Annotated in this window: 18 protein-coding genes; 12 read left to right on the top strand and 6 right to left on the bottom strand. The window is 69.0% G+C overall.

The window, feature by feature from the left end; translation table 11 throughout:
• The first annotated feature begins 8 nt into the window (after positions 1-8).
• Positions 9-1,628, top strand: coding sequence for a glutamine-hydrolyzing GMP synthase (guaA, locus tag ACTJLF_RS01655; protein ID WP_019652792.1), 1,620 nt, complete (start codon positions 9-11; stop codon positions 1,626-1,628).
• A gap of 57 nt (positions 1,629-1,685) precedes the next feature.
• On the opposite strand, the gene ACTJLF_RS01650 is transcribed toward guaA, so the two are convergent.
• From ACTJLF_RS01650 to ACTJLF_RS01635, 4 genes are all read right to left on the bottom strand, one after another.
• On the bottom strand, positions 1,686-2,657 hold the full coding sequence (locus ACTJLF_RS01650; protein ID WP_019652791.1) for a Bug family tripartite tricarboxylate transporter substrate binding protein: 972 nt from the start codon (positions 2,655-2,657) through the stop codon (positions 1,686-1,688).
• A 52-nt stretch (positions 2,658-2,709) separates the two neighbouring features.
• Positions 2,710-4,032 carry an arylsulfatase gene (locus ACTJLF_RS01645; protein ID WP_026346204.1) on the bottom strand — a complete coding sequence of 441 codons (1,323 nt, stop codon included), beginning with the start codon at positions 4,030-4,032 and terminating at the stop codon, positions 2,710-2,712.
• Between the two features lie 78 nt (positions 4,033-4,110).
• Complete coding sequence (locus tag ACTJLF_RS01640; protein WP_165924445.1) at positions 4,111-5,025, bottom strand: LysR family transcriptional regulator; 915 nt, start codon at positions 5,023-5,025, stop codon at positions 4,111-4,113.
• A gap of 176 nt (positions 5,026-5,201) precedes the next feature.
• Complete coding sequence (locus ACTJLF_RS01635; RefSeq protein WP_440882382.1) at positions 5,202-6,212, bottom strand: response regulator transcription factor; 1,011 nt, start codon at positions 6,210-6,212, stop codon at positions 5,202-5,204.
• Positions 6,213-6,362: 150 nt separating this feature from the next.
• On the opposite strand from ACTJLF_RS01635, the gene ACTJLF_RS01630 reads away from it, so the two are divergent.
• Entirely contained in the window at positions 6,363-8,345 is a 1,983-nt protein-coding gene (locus tag ACTJLF_RS01630; protein ID WP_440882381.1) for a YadA family autotransporter adhesin, read from the top strand.
• Between the two features lie 28 nt (positions 8,346-8,373).
• On the opposite strand, the gene ACTJLF_RS01625 is transcribed toward ACTJLF_RS01630, so the two are convergent.
• The gene (locus ACTJLF_RS01625; RefSeq protein ID WP_440882380.1) at positions 8,374-8,988 is read right to left on the bottom strand and encodes a porin family protein; all 615 of its coding nucleotides are present in this window, start codon (positions 8,986-8,988) and stop codon (positions 8,374-8,376) included.
• 157 nt (positions 8,989-9,145) lie between these two features.
• Between ACTJLF_RS01625 and ACTJLF_RS01620 the strand changes: the two genes are divergently transcribed.
• The gene (locus ACTJLF_RS01620) at positions 9,146-9,784 is read left to right on the top strand and encodes a 2'-5' RNA ligase family protein (protein WP_019652784.1); all 639 of its coding nucleotides are present in this window, start codon (positions 9,146-9,148) and stop codon (positions 9,782-9,784) included.
• Positions 9,785-9,885: 101 nt separating this feature from the next.
• Positions 9,886-10,380 carry a RidA family protein gene (locus ACTJLF_RS01615; protein WP_019652783.1) on the top strand — a complete coding sequence of 165 codons (495 nt, stop codon included), beginning with the start codon at positions 9,886-9,888 and terminating at the stop codon, positions 10,378-10,380.
• 12 nt (positions 10,381-10,392) lie between these two features.
• Here the strand turns inward: ACTJLF_RS01615 and ACTJLF_RS01610 are convergent, their stop codons facing one another.
• Entirely contained in the window at positions 10,393-11,472 is a 1,080-nt protein-coding gene (locus tag ACTJLF_RS01610; RefSeq protein WP_132798859.1) for a DUF72 domain-containing protein, read from the bottom strand.
• Between the two features lie 63 nt (positions 11,473-11,535).
• Between ACTJLF_RS01610 and ACTJLF_RS01605 the strand changes: the two genes are divergently transcribed.
• The 8 genes from ACTJLF_RS01605 to ACTJLF_RS01570 all read left to right on the top strand — a co-directional run bounded on the left by ACTJLF_RS01605 (position 11,536) and on the right by ACTJLF_RS01570 (position 18,020).
• Complete coding sequence (locus ACTJLF_RS01605) at positions 11,536-13,026, top strand: sensor histidine kinase (protein WP_440882379.1); 1,491 nt, start codon at positions 11,536-11,538, stop codon at positions 13,024-13,026.
• Between the two features lie 23 nt (positions 13,027-13,049).
• Positions 13,050-13,694 (top strand): response regulator transcription factor, encoded by a 645-nt coding sequence (locus ACTJLF_RS01600; protein ID WP_019652780.1) that lies wholly within the window; start codon positions 13,050-13,052, stop codon positions 13,692-13,694.
• 118 nt (positions 13,695-13,812) lie between these two features.
• Positions 13,813-14,325 carry a heme-binding protein gene (locus ACTJLF_RS01595; RefSeq protein WP_132798855.1) on the top strand — a complete coding sequence of 171 codons (513 nt, stop codon included), beginning with the start codon at positions 13,813-13,815 and terminating at the stop codon, positions 14,323-14,325.
• Positions 14,325-15,023, top strand: coding sequence for an ankyrin repeat domain-containing protein (locus tag ACTJLF_RS01590; protein WP_354323106.1), 699 nt, complete (start codon positions 14,325-14,327; stop codon positions 15,021-15,023). The genes ACTJLF_RS01595 and ACTJLF_RS01590 overlap by 1 nt, the downstream gene beginning before the upstream one ends.
• A gap of 53 nt (positions 15,024-15,076) precedes the next feature.
• Complete coding sequence (locus tag ACTJLF_RS01585) at positions 15,077-15,721, top strand: FMN-binding negative transcriptional regulator (protein WP_440882378.1); 645 nt, start codon at positions 15,077-15,079, stop codon at positions 15,719-15,721.
• A gap of 1 nt (position 15,722) precedes the next feature.
• Positions 15,723-15,947 carry a hypothetical protein gene (locus tag ACTJLF_RS01580; protein ID WP_354415075.1) on the top strand — a complete coding sequence of 75 codons (225 nt, stop codon included), beginning with the start codon at positions 15,723-15,725 and terminating at the stop codon, positions 15,945-15,947.
• Positions 15,937-17,055: a tRNA adenosine(34) deaminase TadA gene (gene tadA, locus ACTJLF_RS01575; protein WP_440882377.1), complete on the top strand. Its 1,119-nt coding sequence runs from the start codon at positions 15,937-15,939 to the stop codon at positions 17,053-17,055. Before ACTJLF_RS01580 ends, tadA begins: the two co-directional genes overlap by 11 nt.
• Positions 17,052-18,020 carry an LD-carboxypeptidase gene (locus ACTJLF_RS01570; protein WP_019652774.1) on the top strand — a complete coding sequence of 323 codons (969 nt, stop codon included), beginning with the start codon at positions 17,052-17,054 and terminating at the stop codon, positions 18,018-18,020. Before tadA ends, ACTJLF_RS01570 begins: the two co-directional genes overlap by 4 nt.
• Positions 18,021-18,054: the final 34 nt, after the last annotated feature.

Raw genomic sequence — 18,054 nt, 5'->3', positions numbered from 1 at the left:
CAACGCCCATGCAACACGACAAGATCCTCATTCTCGATTTCGGCTCGCAGGTCACGCAGCTCATCGCACGCCGCGTGCGCGAAGCCCACGTGCTGAGCGAAGTGCATCCCTGCGACGTCACCGACGAGTGGGTGCGCGAATATGCGGCCGATGGTCACCTCAAGGGCGTGATCCTCTCGGGCAGCCACGCCAGCGTGTACGAGGAAACCACCGACAAGGCCCCGCAGGCCGTGTTCGACCTGGGCGTGCCCGTGCTTGGCATCTGCTACGGCATGCAGACCATGGCGCACCAGCTCGGCGGCAAGGTCGAGGGCGGCCACAAGCGCGAGTTCGGCTTCGCGGCCGTGCGCGCCCATGGCCACACGGCACTGCTGAAGGACATCGCCGACTTCACCACGCCCGAAGGCCACGGCATGCTCAACGTGTGGATGAGCCACGGCGACAAGGTCACCGAACTGCCGCCGGGCTTCAAGCTCATGGCCAGCACCGAGAGCTGCCCCATCGCCGGCATGGCCGACGAGGCCCGACGCTACTACGCAGTGCAGTTCCATCCCGAAGTCACGCACACGGTGCAGGGCAAGGCAATCCTCGAACGCTTCGTGCTTGGCATCTGCGGCGCCAAGCCCGACTGGGTCATGCGCGACCACATCGCCGAAGCCGTCGAGAAGATCCGCGAGCAGGTCGGCGATGAAGAAGTCATCCTGGGCCTGTCGGGCGGCGTCGATTCGAGCGTGGCTGCCGCGCTGATCCACCGCGCCATCGGCGACCAGCTGACCTGCGTGTTCGTCGACCACGGCCTGCTGCGCCTGAACGAGGGCGACATGGTCATGGAGATGTTCGAGGGCAAGCTGCACGCGAAGGTGATCCGCGTCGACGCCAGCGACCTGTTCCTCGGCAAGCTCGCGGGCGTGAGCGACCCGGAAGCCAAGCGCAAGATCATCGGCGGCGAGTTCGTCACCGTGTTCAAGCAGGAGGCTGCGAAGCTCAAGGCGGGCGGCGGCGGTCACAAGGGCGCGACCTTCCTGGCGCAGGGCACGATCTACCCCGACGTCATTGAGTCGGGCGGCGCCAAGAGCAAGAAGGCCGTCACCATCAAGAGCCACCACAACGTGGGCGGCCTGCCCGAGCAGCTCGGCCTCAAGCTGCTGGAGCCGCTGCGCGACCTGTTCAAGGACGAAGTGCGCGAACTCGGCGTGGCCCTGGGCCTGCCGCCGGAGATGGTCTATCGCCACCCGTTCCCCGGCCCGGGCCTGGGCGTGCGCATCCTCGGCGAAGTGAAGAAGGAATACGCCGACCTGCTGCGCCGCGCCGACGCGATCTTCATCGAGGAACTGCGCAACTTCACCGACGAAGCCACCGGCAAGACCTGGTACGACCTGACGAGCCAGGCCTTCACCGTGTTCCTGCCGGTCAAGAGCGTGGGCGTGATGGGCGACGGCCGCACCTACGACTACGTGGTGGCGCTGCGCGCCGTGCAGACCAGCGACTTCATGACCGCCGACTGGGCCGAGCTGCCGTACGCGCTGCTCAAGAAGGTGTCGGGCCGCATCATCAACGAGGTGCGCGGCATCAACCGCGTGACCTACGACGTGTCGAGCAAGCCGCCGGCGACGATCGAGTGGGAGTGAAGGGCTCCGCGGGGTCAGGCGGAACCGGCGCGCGCTGAGCACGCCGCCGACCAGGCCTCAGTTCAGCGTGATGTTGGCCTTCTTCGCCACCGCGTCGAATTTCGCAAGGCTCTTCACGACGAATTTCTGGGTCTCCGCGGGAGAAAGCTTGCCGGCCACCTGACCGCCTGCGGCCAGCGCAGCCACCACCTCGGGTGTGCGGCTGGTCTCCTCGATGGCGGCGTTGAGTCGCGAGACGATGCGCGCATCGACACCTGAAGGGACTGCCGCGACGAAGTACTGCGTCGCTTCGTAGCCCTTGAGGCCGGCCTCTTCCATCGTTGGCACGTCGGGCAGGCTGGGTATGCGGAAGGTCGTCGTCACCGCATAGGCCTTGAGCTGGCCCGACTTGATGTGCGCGAGCACGGGAGTCACGCCCAGCATGCCCAGGCTCGTCTGGCCGCCGATGATGTCTGTCACCGCCTGGCCGCCGCCCTTGTAGGGGATGTGGACCATCTCGGTGCCTGCCATGCTGTTGAACAGTTCGCCTGCCAGGTGCTGGCCGGTGCCGGTCCCCGAGCTCGCGAAGTTCCATTGCGCAGGCGTCTTCTTCATGGCTTGGATCAGTTCGGAGAGGTTTCGCGGCGCTCCCTCCTTCTTGCCGACAAGCACGATCGGGCCCTGCGACATCAACGCGACAGCCGAGAGCTCCTTGCCGATTTCCGGCTGGCGCTGGCCGTAGAGCACCGGACCGGGAACGGTCACGAGCATGTAGCCGTCCTTGGGTGCACGAGCCACAGCCTGCAGCGCCAACGCACCCGACGCACCGGGCCGGTTCTCGATGACGATGGACTGCCCGATCTTCTCGGACACGGCCTTGGCGATCACGCGCGTGATCACGTCGACCGAGCCTCCGGGCACGAAGCCCACCATCCACGTGATGGGCTTCGCCGTCGGCCAGGGCTTTTCCTGTGCCAGGGCCGGTTGCAGGAACAGGCCGCCGGCGAGGCCAGCGACGACGAGAAGACGGCGAGAAACGTGCGAGGGCATGAGCGACTCTCCAGTTGGATCGGTGTGGTGAAAAAAGAAGGACGTGGCGCGCTCAGTCGGCGGCACCTGGCGGTGTGTTCGGAAACTGCAGGCAGCTGTCGTTGAAGGCCTTCAGCATCCGCAGCATCGGCCCCATCACCCAGGTGTTGAAGACCAGCACATCGGTTTCTTCCTTGGGGTCCCGGATGATGTTGAACAGGTAGGGCGACTCGAGCTTGCCCTTGCCCTCGTTGACTTCGGGCTCCCAATAGAAATGCAGCTTCCAGTCGCGCCATTTCAGTGCGCGCAGCTCGTTCTTGATGAAGAAGGGGAAGCCCTCGCGCGCCGATTTGGTCTGTTCTCCGCGCAGGAAGGGCAGTTGATCCACGCCGTCGATCGGGCGATCCGCAGGAATCTCGGCGCCCGCGACCTTTGCCAGCGTCGCGAATACATCCGTCACATGCACGATCTCGTTGCTGACGCGACCGGGCTCGATCCGCCCGGGCCAGCGCGCAATGAAGGGCACGCGCAGGCTGCCTTCCATGGCCGTGTGGTACGTGCCGCGCCACGGGCCGGCCGTGCCGCGATAGGGCGCGCGGAACTCGGGGCCGTTGTCGCTGCAGAAGATGAACAGCGTGTCGTCCGCCAGCCCCAGGCGTTCGACCTCGTCGATGACCTGGCCGACACGGTGATCCATCTCGGCCATGGAATCGGCGAAGTCCCCGTTGCCCGTGCGGCCGGCAAAGTCGCGGTGCGGCAGCGTGGGGAAGTGCAGGTGCACCATCGGCAGGTACAGGAAGAACGGCCGGCCGGCCTCGCTGTGCCGGCGCATGAAATCGCATGAGCGCGCGACGAGTTCTTCGTCGATGGCGCGGCGCGATTCGAGGTCGTAGACCTTGACCTGGCGCGAGGGCTCGCCGCAGCGGCCTTCCATGATGTAGGGCAGGTCGACCACGCTCGGATCAAAGCCGGTGGTGGACGTGAACTGGCTCTCGTCCGTGGTGCGCGGAATGCCGTACCACTCGTCGAAGCCGCGGTCCGAGGGGTAGCGGCCTTCGACGTCGCCGAGATGCCATTTGCCGTAGTGCGCGGTGGCATAGCCGCGTGACGACAGCAGCTGCGCGAGCGTGATCTCTCGCCGCGTGAGCCCCTGCGGCATGCCCGGCGGCACGGATTGAAGGCACCCGGTGCGGATCGGATGGCGCCCGGTCATCAGCGCCGACCGCGTGGGCACGCAGTCGCTCTCGACGTTGAAGTTCTGCAGCAGCAGGCCCTCACGGGCCAGCTGGTCGATGCGTGGCGTGGGGGCGCCGCGCAACGCGCCGCCGCCGTAGCAGCCGAGCTCACCCCAACCCAGGTTGTCGGCGACGATCAGTACGATGTTTGGCAATGACATGGATGGCTTCTTTGCAATTGGAAGGCTCCCATTGCACTGCCAGATCCACGCCAGAATCAGTCCATCAGGCGCACAGTTTCATTCGTCTGGGGAATGCCCCTTCGGGCGGTACGACGACACCAGCTCGCGAAAGTCCGTCATCAGCGGCGACCACCTTGCGCCCGGGCGCGACAGAAGCACCAGCGTCCGGTTCACCACGAGTTCGGGAATGTTCAGCGGCACTGCCTTGCCAAGCCAGCTGCGCAGCACCGAGTCGGGCACGATGCTCAGTAGGTCGGTCGAGCTGAGGATCCCCATTGCTGCTTCGGAGGTGTATTCGGTCTCGACGGCCACGCTCGGCAGGGGCACGCCGTTGCGTTCGAAGATGGCGAAGAAGTGCCTGCGCGCCGCACTTTGCGGGGGCGCCATCACCCACGCATAGGGCGTGAGGTCGTTCAGGCCGACGACCGGCTTCTTCGTCAGCGGATGCCCCTGTCGCACCACCACGCGAATGTGGTCCTCCCCGAGCTGGAGCCGCGTGCTCAGCAACGACTGCCCCGTGTAGGAGGGCACGACCGCCAGGTCGATCTCGCCGTCTTCGACGGCCGCATCGAGCGCGTCGGACTTGCCGATGCGAAGACGCAGCCTCATGCCGGGGCGTTTGCGCACCATCTCGGCGGCGGCCATCACCGCGACGCTGTCGGCTGCCGGGCTGGTGATACCGAGCCGCAGCAGACCGGCATGCCGTGCGCGCAGTTCGGAGGCGGCGCGCGTGAGATCGAAGCGCTGCAACTCGAAACGTCGAGCCGCTTCCAGGAACATCTCGCCTTCGGCCGTCAACCTTGCACCATGCAGCCCCCGTTCGAGCAACTGCACGCCCACCTCGTCTTCGAGCCGGCGTATCGCCTTGGATACCGAGGGCTGGGTGACGCCCAGATGCTGCGCAGCACGGCTGATGCTCCCACTGCGCACGATTTCTATGAACGCCGTGAGGTCTGCTACAGAGAGATTCATGCTGTGAAGGAGTGCGCTGCGAGTGGTGCCGGCATTATCGAGTTGCGCTCTGCATGGCCGTGAGCCGTGTCCCTCCTGCCAATGCCGTGTCCGCTGCGCCATGACCTCGGGGCATGAACCGGTTTGTGTCGTCCGGTTCGCCCGCGGGCATCTAGACCTCTCGCGTCGTTCCCGCCTCAGATGCCCAGCCAGGCCCGCAGCGCGGCTCGGCTGCTCACGCCCGCGCGGCTGTAGGCGTTGCGCAGGTGCACCCGCACCGTGGCCGGCGAAAGGCCGAGCCGCAGCCCGACGTCCTTGCTGGAGTGCCCCATGCAGTACAGCCGCGCGATCTCGGCCTGTCGCGCGGTGAGTGCGGCGATGCCGTCGCGTGCAGGGCGGCGCTGCAGCGCGACGCGCAGGCCGCTTTCATCCGGGCCCACCTCGATCGACCATCCGGCGGCGTCCAGCTGACGCAATGCCGCCCGCTGGCCTGACAGCCACGCCTGCGGCAGGCGCGGCGAGGTCGCGCCTGAAAGCGCAGCGAGCGCCGGCCACGCGGCGCAGAAGGCGCGGTTGGCGAACAGCACCCAGCCCTGTGCATCGGTGAGTGCCAGCGGCCGCGACTCCTCGTCCAGGCCCTGGCGCGCATGGGCATACAGCCGGTTGACCAGCAGCGACTCGCGGATCTGCGGCGTGAGGGCGGTCAGCGCGCGCGCTTCGCGCTCGGTGTGCGGCGGCGAGCCGGGGCCTCGGTTGAGGTAAAGGTGCACGAAGGTCTCGCTGCCTTCGAAAGGAATCGCAACGCCCATCTGGTGGACGATGCCGTGGCTCGACAGGAATTCGCGCCAGGCCGGCGGCGTCTTCTTCCAGCGCGGGTCGTCGTCATTGGCGAACGCGGCCTGCTCGGGCTGCGCGCGCATGGCGAAGGTGATGAAGTCCAGCTCGGCGCCGTTGATCCGGTTCCACTGCTCGCTCATCGCGGCCAGGTCGTAGCCGATGCCCACCGACGAGACGAAGCTGCGCGGATGCCAGGTGTTGATGGCGCCGTGGTCGGCGCGGAATTCGTCGAGCAGGCGTCGCAGCAGCTCGTGCTGGAAGCGGTCGCTGCCGGTGGTGCGGGCCAGGCGCAGCAGCGACAGCGGCTCGGCTCCGCCGGCGGAGCGGGTCGGGAGAGTTTCGGGATCGGAGGGTGTTGTCCGGGAGGGCATGGCACGCGGGTCGCGATCGGAGGGCGGGCCGGGCGGGGCCGTCGGCCGGGGCGCCGCAGGCTACCACAAAGCATGGTACGGGCCGGGCGCGTTGCACCGGCAGCATCGCCCGGGCGGCCTCCAGGGCCGCGAGAGCGAGGAGAACAGACCATGAAACCCCATCCATCACAGCGCCTGATGCCGGCAGTGCGGTTGCTCTGCGCCCTGGGCATCTGTGCGGTGCCCGCCGTTCAGGCGCAGGTGCTCAATCCCAACGTGTGCCCGGGCGGCACGCTCTACAGCAGCCGCGACGAGGGCGCCTATTCCGGCTTCAGCACGGCGCGCGACGTGGTGCAGGCCGACTGCCAGAGCAATATCGCCGGCGGTGCCGAGTCGCAGGCCGGGATCGACCTCACTTCAGGCAATACGGCCATCGGGCGCTCGGCGACGGCCTACGGAAGCAATGCGTCGGCCTACGGCATCCGGGCGCAGGCCGCGGGCAATGGCGCGACCGCGATCGGCCTGCGCAGCAACGCGAGCGCGAATTCGGCCACCGCGATCGGCTCATTCACGGAAGCGAGCGCAGGCTCGGCCCTCGCCGTGGGCAATGTCGCCAAGGCGAGCGGGGAATCGTCGGTCGCGCTGGGCTACCGCAGCGCGGCCTCGGCCGTGGAGGCGGTCTCGATCGGTGCGGACAGCGCCGCCAGCGAGGAGCGCGCGGTCGCGGTAGGCAACGACAGCCAGGCGAGCGGCGTGCGCTCCAGTGCCTTCGGCGTCAACAGCAAGGCGCGCGACGAGCGCAGCACCGCCGTCGGGGCCGACAGCGACGCGGGCGGCTACGGCAGCGTGGCACTGGGTTCGGCCTCGCGCGCGTCCGGCGACGGTGCGACGGCGCTGGGCTATGCCAGCCTGGCCAGCGCCGACGGAGCCCTTGCGCTGGGCCGCAGTGCGTGGGCCAGTGGCGTGCGTTCCCTGGCTCTGGGCATGCTGAGCACCGCCAGCGGGCAGAACTCGGTGGCCATTGGCGCCCAGAGCAACGACGGGGGGCGCAGCAACGTGGTGTCCTTCGGTTCCCCGGGCAACCAGCGCACGCTGACCAATGTCGCGGGCATCGAAGCCAGCGGCCAGGTCGGTGCCGGCACCTTGTCCGTCGGTGGAAACGCGGCGGTGGGCGGCCAACTTGTCACGCAGGGCGGCATCGACAACCGCGGGGCAGGCATCGTCAATGCCGGGCGCATCAGCGGCGTCGTTGCCGGAGACGTCAGCGCCACCTCGACCGATGCCGTCAACGGGGCGCAGCTGTACGGCGTGCGCACCACTGCCGAGCAGGCCCTGACCCTCGCGACGAACCAGAGCACGCAGGTGATCGACATGACCCAGCAGCTGCAGACGCACACGACGCAGATCCAGGAGCAGTCGGTGCAACTGCAGGCGGTGGTGAACGGCCAGCTCGGCGTGTGCACCGTGAGCGGCGGGGCCTTGCGCTGCTCAATTCCCGGGCAGGCGGCGGCCAGCGCCAGCGGCATGGGTGCCGTCGCAGTGGGCATCGGCGCCTCGGCGCAGGGCGACGGCGCACAGGCCATCGGCCGCGACGCGCAGGCGCTCCACGCGGGCTCGCTCGCCATCGGTGATGGCGCGCGGGCGCTGGCCGATCCGACCACGGCCATCGGTGCGGCCTCGCTGGCCAGCGGTGTCAATGCGGTGGCCTTGGGCGCGAACGCCCGGGCCCTGGCCCCAGAATCTGTGGCGCTGGGGCAGGGCTCGGTGGCCGATCGTCCTTCCACGGTGAGCGTGGGCAGTGCGGCGGCGCCGCGCCAGATCGTCAACGTGGCACCCGGCACCCTGCCCACCGATGCGGTCAACCTCTCGCAGCTGGAGCGTGCCAACGCGCAGCTCGGCGCGCAGGTACAGGGGGTGCGCGACTTCGCGGCGCGCGGCGTCGCCCAGGCAATGGCGATGCCTTCGGTGCCGATGCTGCAGGCCGGCCGCCGCTGGGTCGGCGCCGCGGCAGCCCACTATGCGGGCCAGAGTGCGCTCGGCGTGGGCTTTGCCTACCAGCTCGACGACCACTGGCAGGTGGGCGGAGGGCTTTCCGTTGCAACCGGCTCCGGCGCGCAGGTCGGCGCAAGGATGCAGGCCGGCTACCAGTGGTAGCCGGTGCGCCGATGCAGCAGGCCCATGCTCAGAAGTTCGCCTTCAGGCCCACCGTCACCATGCCGCCCTTCGCCTGCTTCGACAGCTTGCCGAAGTAGTCGTAGTCGGCGGTGATCGACAGGTTCTGCGTCATGCGGTATTCGGCGCCGAAGCCGGCCATCAGGCCGGTCGAGCTGCCCGAGATGCGCTGGCTGGGCAGCGCCCAGTTGTTGTCGCCGGAGATGCGGCCGCGCGCGATGCCGAGCCGGCCGTTGAGCGCGAACGATTCGCCCAGCGGCAGCCGGGCGGTGGCTGCCGCGTAGAAGACCTGGCCCGTGCCCGACTGCAGGCCCGAATAGGCACCGTTCGAGCTCCACTGGCTCACGCGGCCGAGCCGCGCGTAGCCCGCCTCGACGCCGAAGGTCTCGGTGAAGCGATAGCCGCCGTACAGCTTGTAGGCCGTGCCGCTCCGGCTGCTTTTTTCGCCGCCCCACGGCACGGGCACACGGTTGGAAGACGAGAGGCTGTAGCTCGAGCGGCCGACGGCGCCGCCCACGTAGATGCCGGAATCCTGGCCCGGCCCCGCGGCGCTGGCGGCCATGGAGGCGGTGTCGAGGAGAAGGGCTGCTGCGAGGACGGTGCAGGCTTGCGTTCTGGTCTTCAAGATGAGTTTCCTGTTCGGATGGTTGGTTGATCGAGATCGGTCGGCAGGTGGCTCCGGCGCATCGACAGATGCGGTGCCACCGGCTTGCGACGATTCTCGAAACGCAACCTGAAGGAGTGCTTGGCGCTTGCTGAAGCGCTGATGAAGGGCGCGTGCCATGGGCGATGATCAAGGCATGTCAGATCAGCTTCTTCTTCCCGGTATCGAGCCTCCGCCCAAACCCCTGCCACGCCCGCGCAGCAAGGTGCGTCGCAGCAAGGCGGCACCCGGGCACTCTCTCTTTTTCGCAATTCTTCCGGCCCCGCAGGAGGCCGCCTCGATCGCCGAGCTCGGCGAACGCATGAACTCGCAGCACGCACTCAAGGGAACACTGGTGGCGGCGCACCGTCTGCACGTCACGCTCTTCGACCTGGGCGACTACGAGGAGGTGCCGGCCGACAAGGTCGTGCTGGCCTCGAAGGCCGCCGCATCCGTGCCGCCGCCTGCCTTCGACATCGTCTTCGAGAAGGCGATGAGCTTCGCCAAGGGTGCGCTCGCGCTGTGCGCCGACGACGAAGACGGCGTCCGCTCGCTCAAGGCCTTCCGCCAGCGCCTGGGCGAGGCGCTGGCCGACGCGGGCCTGAAGCCTGCGCGCTCCTTCACGCCGCACATGACGCTGGCCTATGCGCGGCGCAAGCTCGAAAGGCATGCGATCGAAGCGCCGGTGCGATGGTCGGCTGGCTCGCTGGTGCTGATCGACAGCCACGTGGGCGAGGGCGTGCACGAGGTGCTGGGCCGATGGCCCGAGGTGGCCTGAAATGGGCCCCGGCATTCTGTTCTGCCTTGCATCGGCTCCTTCTGTATCTGTTTCGCCGTGCAGGCGCTGAGGACAATGGCACTCCCTTTCATGGAACAGACATGACAGCAGAAATGACCCGCGACCAGATCGCCGACCAGATCGCCGCCGAGATCGGCCACAGCTTCGACGGCGAGATCATTGCCGGCGGCCACTACGTGCCGCTGGTGCGCGACGGCCGCACCATCCATCTCAGCGGCCAGGTGCCGCGCGTGGGCACCACGGTGGTGGTCACGGGCCGCGTCGGCGATGCGGTGTCGCTGGACAAGGCCCGCGAGGGCGCGCAGATCTGCGCACTGCGCAGCCTCGCGCTGCTGCGGCGCGCGCTAGGCTCGCTCGATGCGGTGGAAAAGGTGCTGCGCGTCGGCGTGTTCGTGCAGTGCACCGCCGACTTCACGCAGCAGAGCGAAGTGGCCGATGCCGCCTCCGACCTGCTGCACCGCGTGTTCGGCGAGGCCGGCGTGCACGTGCGCACGGCGGTCGGTGTCTACGCGCTGCCGAAGAACGCGACGGTCGAGGTGGAGATGACCGTCGCTGCCAAGCAGAACATCGGCTAGCCGGCGGGAAGGCTATCGCGGTGCGAGCGCCAGGACATCGCGCGCCAGCTGCGCGATCGTCAGCGGCGCGCAGCCCTCGGCGTTGTTGCTCACGGTGACGAACGCGTTCTGGCCCGCACGGGTGGTGCCCGCGATCACCTTGGCGAGCGCGGCGCGGGTTTCCGGATCGGGGTCGACGATCTTGTCGAAGGGGCCGTAGAGCTTTTCCGCGTCTTCATACCCGAAGCGGCCGTGCCGGCGGTGCAGGTTCCAGCGGCACACCAGCGGGCCCGGCCACATGGCGCGCAGCATCGGCAGCTGGTCTTCGATGGGCGGCATCTTGGCGTGCAGGCCCATGCAGAAGGTGGCGCGCACGCTGCGCAGCATGTCGGCGAAGGCGGGGTTCAGCAGCTGAGGGTCGCGCACCTCGACGGCGATCACCGCGTCGGGCGCGGTCGATGTGATGTCGGGCAGCGATTCGAGCATCGCCGCGATGCGCGCCAGCAGCGCGGGCTGGTCGGCCAGGAGGTGCCCGGGGATCGGGCTCAGCTGGAACACCAGCACGCCGATGCGATGGCCCAGGCCTTCGAGCGCGGGCAGCACGAAGTCCTGCCGTGCGATCTCGCTGCTGAGGAACACCGGGTTGGCCTGCATGCCGCGCCCGCCTTCGTCGCGCACCGTGGCATCGGTGACCAGGCTGGGCGCCTTCACCATGAAGCGGAAGTCGTCCGGCACCATGGCGGCGTAGCGCGCGTACTGGCTGGCGGTGAGGGCGCGGTAGAAGTTGCGGTCGACGCTCACGGTGCGAAACAGCGGGTGCTTCGCCAGCGCGGAGAGGCCGTTCTTGGAAAGCACGGTCTCGGCGTATTCGCCGTCCCACACCAGGTTGGCCCAGCCGGGGTAGCTCCACGACGAGGTGCCCAGGCGCAGGTTGGGAGGCAGCGCGGCGGCCAGCTCGACCAGTTCCGGATCGGCCGGCGCGGGCTCGACCGTCGCGGTGCGCGGCGGCTTCTTCTTCGCAGCGGATGCTTCGGCGGGCGGCGGTGGCGCGGCCGAAGGCGCTTCTTCGGGGCGCGGGAGGTCGGGAAAGAGGGAGTCCTGTACGTCGGCCATGGCTGGTGCCGCATTTTCGGCCAAGAGGAAAGCCGCCTGGCCGCGCCGGGCACAATCCGCGCCATGAAACAGTGGTTGCGTACGCAAGGCGGATGGTGGCTGGCCTGGCTGGCACTCACCGCCGTGGGCGCCGTGTGGATCGCGCGTGCCGAACTTGCGCAGATGCAGCAGGACTTCGAGACCGACGTGCGCATCGCGCACCGCCTGATGAGCCAGCAGATGGTGCAGTACGACGCCGTGCTGGCCACGCTGGCGCTGCTGGAGCCCAGCACGGGCGCGGACCATCCCGAGCAGCGCCTGCCTTCCGTGTACTCCTCGATCCTGCGCGTGCAGCGGCGCGACCGCGACCAGCCCTGGCCCGACAGCGCGCGCGCTGGCGCACTGGAAGCCGCCGAGGCGCGCTCGCGCAGCCTCCAGCGCGCCGAGCTGGCCGCGCTCGACCTGGCCCATGGCCGCTACACGCTGGTCATCGGCGCCACGCCTTTCAGCTACGCGCTCGACATCGACCTGGCCGGCTCCGTGCCCTGGCGCGACTGGCCGATGAATCCGCAGCGCAGCCCCGTGCGGCTGAGCCTGCAGCGCGACGGCCAGCAACTGGTGCTGCAGCCCGGCGCGATCTCGCCGAGCACGAACGGATGGCGCTTCGGCCTGACCAAGGCGCTCGCGTCTCCGAGCCAGCCTTTCGATCTGGTTGCCGAGAGGCAGGTGGTTTGGGGCGAGCTGCCCTGGCGCGGCATCGCCGGCGGGGCCGCCGCGATGGCGCTGCTGCTCGCAGGCCTGTGGACCGCCCAGCGCCAGCGCGTGGCGCGCCGCCGGGCCGAGGAGCTGCTGCGGCTCGGGCAGGTCGCGCGGCTCAATGCGCTCGGCGAGCTTTCCGCCGGCCTTGCGCACGAACTCAACCAGCCGCTCACGGCAGTGCTGGCCAACACCCAGGCCGCCCGCCGGCTGCTCGACGACGATCCGCCCGATCTGGACACGGCACGCGACGCGATGGGGCGCGCGGCAGAGCAGGCGCGCAGCGCGGCAGGCGTGGTGGGCCGGCTGCGCCGAGTGATCGAACGTCCGGGCGCCGGCAGCGAGACGAAGCCGCTGGTGCTGCAGGACGTGGTGCGCAGCGCCATGCACCTGCTGGCGCCCGAGTTCGCGAAGCGCGGCGTCGCCGCACAGTTCGATGCATCGGCACAGGCCCCGGTGCGCGTGCAGGCCGAGGACGTGGCGCTCGAGCAGATCGTGCACAACCTGCTGATGAACGCGCTGCAGGCACTCGACCTGGTGCCGGCGGCCGAGCGGCGGCTGGTGTTGTCCGTCGATCGCAAGGGACAGGAAGGCGTCCTGACCGTGACCGACAACGGCCGCGGCATCGCCCCCGAGGCGCTGCCGCGTCTCTTCGAACCCTTCTTCAGCACGCGCGAGGGCGGGCTTGGCCTCGGCCTGAGCCTCAGCGAGACGCTGGCCAGCGGCATGGGCGGCAGCCTGAGCGCCGCCAATGCCTCACCGCGCGGCGCGTGCTTCACCTTGCTGCTGCCGCTGGCCGATCCGCCATCGTCGCCGTAGTCGCCGTAGTCGTCTTCCTCGTCGTGAACACTACAAGCATCCATCCACCGCAATCCCCGCTCATCCACCTGATCGACGACGATCAGGCGGTGCGCGACGGCCTCTCGCTGCTGATCGGCACGGTCGGCCTGCGCGTGCAGGCGTGGGCCGACCCGCAGGCCTTCATCGACGGCTTCGACCGCGCCAGCGTCGGCGCCATCGTGCTGGACGTGCGCATGCCCGGCATCAGCGGGCTCACCGTGCTCGACCGGCTGGTGGCGCAGGGCGTCGACCAGCCGGTGATCATGCTGACGGGCCACGGCACCGTCGAGATGTGCCGCCGCGCCTTCAAGGCCGGCGCGGCGGAGTTCCTCGAGAAGCCGGTGGACGACGAGCAACTGCTCGAGGCGCTGCAGCAGGCGGTGCGCCAGCATGTGCGCTCGCGCGAGCGCTCGCAGGCCGACAACGCCGCGCGCGAGCGTGTGGCGCAGCTGTCGGAGCGCGAGCGCGAGGTGCTGGCCTTCATCGTGCAGGGGCTCACCAACAAGGAGATCGCGCGCACGCTCGCGCTGTCGCCGCGCACGGTCGAGACGCACCGTGCCAACCTGTTCGCCAAGCTCGACTGCGATTCGCTCGCGCAGCTGATCCGGCGCTATGCGGTGCTGGTGGACGGGGAGGGCGCTCCGTAGAACTACGGAGCGCCGGGCGTAGCCGTACGAATGGCACGCGCGGACAGCGTTTTCTACAGTGGCACAGCCGTCGGCAAGGGCCGGCGCAACAACCCGAATCCACTGGAGATAACGAACAATGCAATCCATCTTCCGCCTCGGCGGCGTCGCCGTCCTGCTCGCAGCCTCCGTCGCCCAGGTGCAGGCCCAGGCCCAGGCGCTCGCGCCGGCCGTGCGCACCGAGAAGAACATCTCGCTCGCCCTGGCCAACCAGATCGCCGCCGAAGCCGTGGCCGCCTGCGCCGCCAACGGCTACAACGTGGCTGCCACCGTGGTCGACCGCGCCGGCACCGTGCGTGCCGTGCAGCGCGCCGACAACGCCGGCCCGCACACATTGGCATCGAGCGAGCGCAAGGCGTGGACCTCGGCTTCGGCCAAGAGCCCCACGCAGGCCATGATGGAAGGCGCGCAGAAGAACCCTGGCGCCGCCAACCTGGTGTACCTGCCGGGCTTCCTGCTGCTGGGCGGCGGCGTGCCGGTCAAATCGGGCAATGAGGTGATCGGCGCGGTCGGTGTGGGCGGCGCGCCCGGCGGCCACCTCGACGAGCAGTGCGCCAACGCGGCGCTCGAGAAGGTCAAGGGCCAGCTCTGATGACCGCACGCGGTATCTGGCCGGGCCTGCTGGCGGTTGCGCTCGGGCTGGGCGTGCCGGCCGGTGCGCCTGCCCAGGTGCCGCCGCTGGCTGCCGAGGTGCTGGCCTTCGAGGGGCTGCACCAGGCCGCCTGGCACGGCGATCTGCAGAAGCTGAAGTCGCTGATCGCCTCGGGTGCGAACCTCGATGCGCGCGATTCGCGCGGGCGCACGCCGCTGCACGTCGCCACCTTCGCCCGGCAGCGCGAGGCGATCAGGCTGCTGGCCAAGGCCGGCGCCGACCTCGACCTGCTGGAGGACGACCGCTACGACGCCGTCACCATCGCCGCCGTGGCCGACGATGCGGCCACGCTCTCGGTGCTGCTCTCGCTCGGTGCCAAGGCCGGGCAGACCACGAGCCGCTACGACGGCACCGCCCTCATCGCAGCCGCGCACCTCGGCCACGACGAGGTGGTGCGCAGGCTCATCGCCGCGGGCGCCCCGCTGGACCACGTCAACAACCTGCACTGGACGGCGGTGATCGAATCCATCGTGCTCGGTGACGGCGGCCCGCGCCATCAGCGCACGCTGGCCGCATTGGTCGAGGCAGGCGCCGACCTCAAGCTCACCGACCGCCAGGGCAACACGCCGCTGCAGCTGGCGAAGGCGCGCGGCTACACCGCGATGGCCAAGCTGCTGGAGACACCGCGCGCAAAGTAGGCAGCTCGGGGAGAATGGGGCCTCGCCACGAGGCGCCAGGAGGAAATCGCCCCATGTACATGCCCCCGCAGTTCAATGCGAAGGACCCGGCCATCGCGCTGGAGTTGATGCGTTCGCATCCCTTCGCAAGCCTGATCTCGAACGACGACGACGGCCTGCCGTACGTCACGCACCTGCCGCTGGTCGCCGAGCAGCGAGCGGGCGACGAGCTGGTGCTGTGGGGCCATTGCGCCAAGCCGAATCCGCACTGGCGTTACCTGCAGGCCAGGCCTCGGGCGGTGGCCACCTTCCTCGGGCCGCACTCCTATCTCTCTCCTTCCGTCTACCCCGATCTCGCGCGCGTGCCGACCTGGAACTACCTGGCGGTTCACTGCACCGTCGAGGCGCGGCTGATCGAGGAGCCCGCCGAAAAGGATGTGCTGCTCAAGAAACTCATCCATGACCACGAGCCCACCTACGCGCAGCAATGGCGCGACCTCGGCGAGGAGTTCCAGCTCAAGATGCTTGCCGGCATCGTGGGCTTCGAGCTGCGGGTGACGGCGCTGCAATGCAAGATCAAGCTCAACCAGCATCGCCGCGAATCGCATGCCGCGATGCATGCCGTCTACAGCGCGGGCACGCCCGACGAGCAGGCGCTGGCGGCGTGGATGGGGCGCCTGGGCATGACGGCCGGGGCGCCGGTCGCGGAGGGCGGCTGAGGTGCGGGGACTCGGTCTGATCGGACTCGTGCTCGTGCTGGCGATCGTCGGGCTGGTCGCGAAGAAGCAACTGAGCGGCGTGGCCTCTTCCGCGCGGCCGGCGGTGCCCGGCATCGAGGTGCCCGCTGTCGGCGGCGCGGCTGCGAACCCGCAGCAGGTGCAGCAACAGGTCAAGGAAGCGCTGGACGCCGCCGTCAAGACGCGCCAGATGCCGGATGACAACTGAGGCGATCCACTCCCAGGAGATGCACGACGACGCGCACTGGATGGCGCTCGCGCTCGCCGAGGCGCGCCTTGCGGCCGAAGCCGGCGAAGTGCCGGTGGGCGCGGTGCTCGTGAAGGACGGCCGGCTGATCGCGACAGGGCGCAACACGCCGGTCGCGCAGCACGACCCCAGCGCGCATGCCGAGATCAATGCACTGCGCGCGGGAGCCCTGGCGCTCGGCAACTACCGGCTCGACGGCTGCGAGCTGTTCGTGACGCTCGAGCCCTGCGCGATGTGTTCGGGAGCGATGCTGCATTCGCGGCTTGCCCGCGTGGTTTACGGCGCAGCCGATCCGAAGACCGGTGCTGCCGGCTCGGTGCTCGATCTCTTCGCAGAGCCTCGTCTGAACCACCGCACGCTGGTGCAGGGTGGGGTGCTGGCCCAGGAGTGCGCCGAGGTGCTGCAGGCTTTCTTCCAGCAGCGGCGCAGCGCCGCGCGCGCACAGGCCGAGCCCTTGCGCGACGACGCGCTGCGCACGCCGCCAGCACGCTTCGATGCGCTCGCCGGCTACGACTTCGCACCGCACTACGTGCAGGACCTGCCGAGCCTTCAGGGCTGGCGCATGCACTATGTCGACGAAGGCGCCGGTGACGATCCGGCTTGCTGCCTCTGCCTGCATGGTCCGGGCGAATGGGGTTATCTCTTCAGGCACCTGGTGGGCGCGACGGGCCTGCGCACGCTGGTGCCCGACCTGATCGGCTTCGGCAAGAGCGACAAGCCCAAGCGCGAGGCAGCGCATTGCCTGGAGTGGCATCGCGACGTGCTGCTCGAATGGCTGGACCGCGTGCGGCCCGATGCGTCGGCGCTGGCGCTCGTCCACAGCCGGGCTGCCTACGGACTCGCCGCGCTCCTGCAGGCGGCAGCGCCCGGTCGGTTCGCGGTGGTGCTCGTCGCGCCCGACGGGCATGAGCGCGCCGATGATGCATGGCGCGCGCCCTTTCCCGACAGAGGGTTCGAGGCAGCGCTGCGCGCGCTCGGCCCTGTCTCCAAGGCCTCGGGGCCGACGCCGGAGCAGGCGGCGGTGCTCGCGCTGCAGCTGAGAAACGCAATGGGATACTCGAACGCGTGACCAAACACATCTACATCTACTCTCCCTCCAGCGCGGTCCGCGACAAGGCCGCTTTCCGGCGCGGCGTGAAGCGGCTCAAGGCTCTGGGCCATGAAGTCGAGGTCGACGATGCGGCACTCTCGGTGCACCAGCGCTTCGCGGGCGACGACGCCACGCGGCTCGCGGCGATCTCGCGCGCGGCTGCCAGCGGCGCCGACGTGGCGCTCATCGCGCGCGGCGGCTACGGCCTCACGCGCATCCTCGACGCCATTCCCTACAAGGCCCTGGCCAAGGCGATCGAGAAGGGCACCGAGTTCGTCGGCTGCAGCGACTTCACCGCGCTGCAGAACGCGCTGCTGACGAAGACCGGCGCGGTGACCTGGTCGGGTCCTGCGGTCGGAGAAGACTTCGGCGCCGAGGCCGGCCCCGACGACATCATGGAGGCCTGCTTCGACGACCTGATCACGGGGCAGGGCGAAGGCACCGGATGGCGCATGCCGGCGCGAGACGTCGACCTCGAGTTCAAGCCCGTGCAGGATGCGGTCCTGTGGGGCGGCAACCTCTGCGTGCTCACCAGCCTGCTCGGCACGCCGTACTTCCCGGCGGTGGACAAGGGCGTGCTCTTCATCGAGGACGTCAACGAGCACCCTTACCGCATCGAACGCATGCTCGATCAACTGAAGATGGCCGGCGTGCTCGCGCGCCAGCGTGCCGTCGTGTTCGGGCAATTCACGGGCATCCGCAAGGTGCCGGGTTACGACCGCGGGTTCGGACTGAACACGGTGATCGACCGGCTGCGCGCGTCGCTGAAGGTGCCGGTGCTGGCCGGCCTGCCATTTGGGCACGTTCAAACAAAAGTTTTATTGCCGGTGGGGGCGAAGGTGTCGATGGCCGCAGAGGGGCGTGATATTTTTCTCGTTTGGGGCCACAGGGACGCACATGGCCATGACGATCACCATGGACATGACCATGATCACCCCCACTGATTGAGACACAAAGGGAATAAAACGTTAAAAATAA

The sequence above is a fragment of the Variovorax sp. 22077 genome, from assembly GCF_052044195.1.
Lineage (GTDB): Bacteria > Pseudomonadota > Gammaproteobacteria > Burkholderiales > Burkholderiaceae_C > Variovorax > Variovorax atrisoli.
Note: the sequence above shows the minus strand (reverse complement) of the source record. Positions and strands in the feature narration are given on the sequence as shown.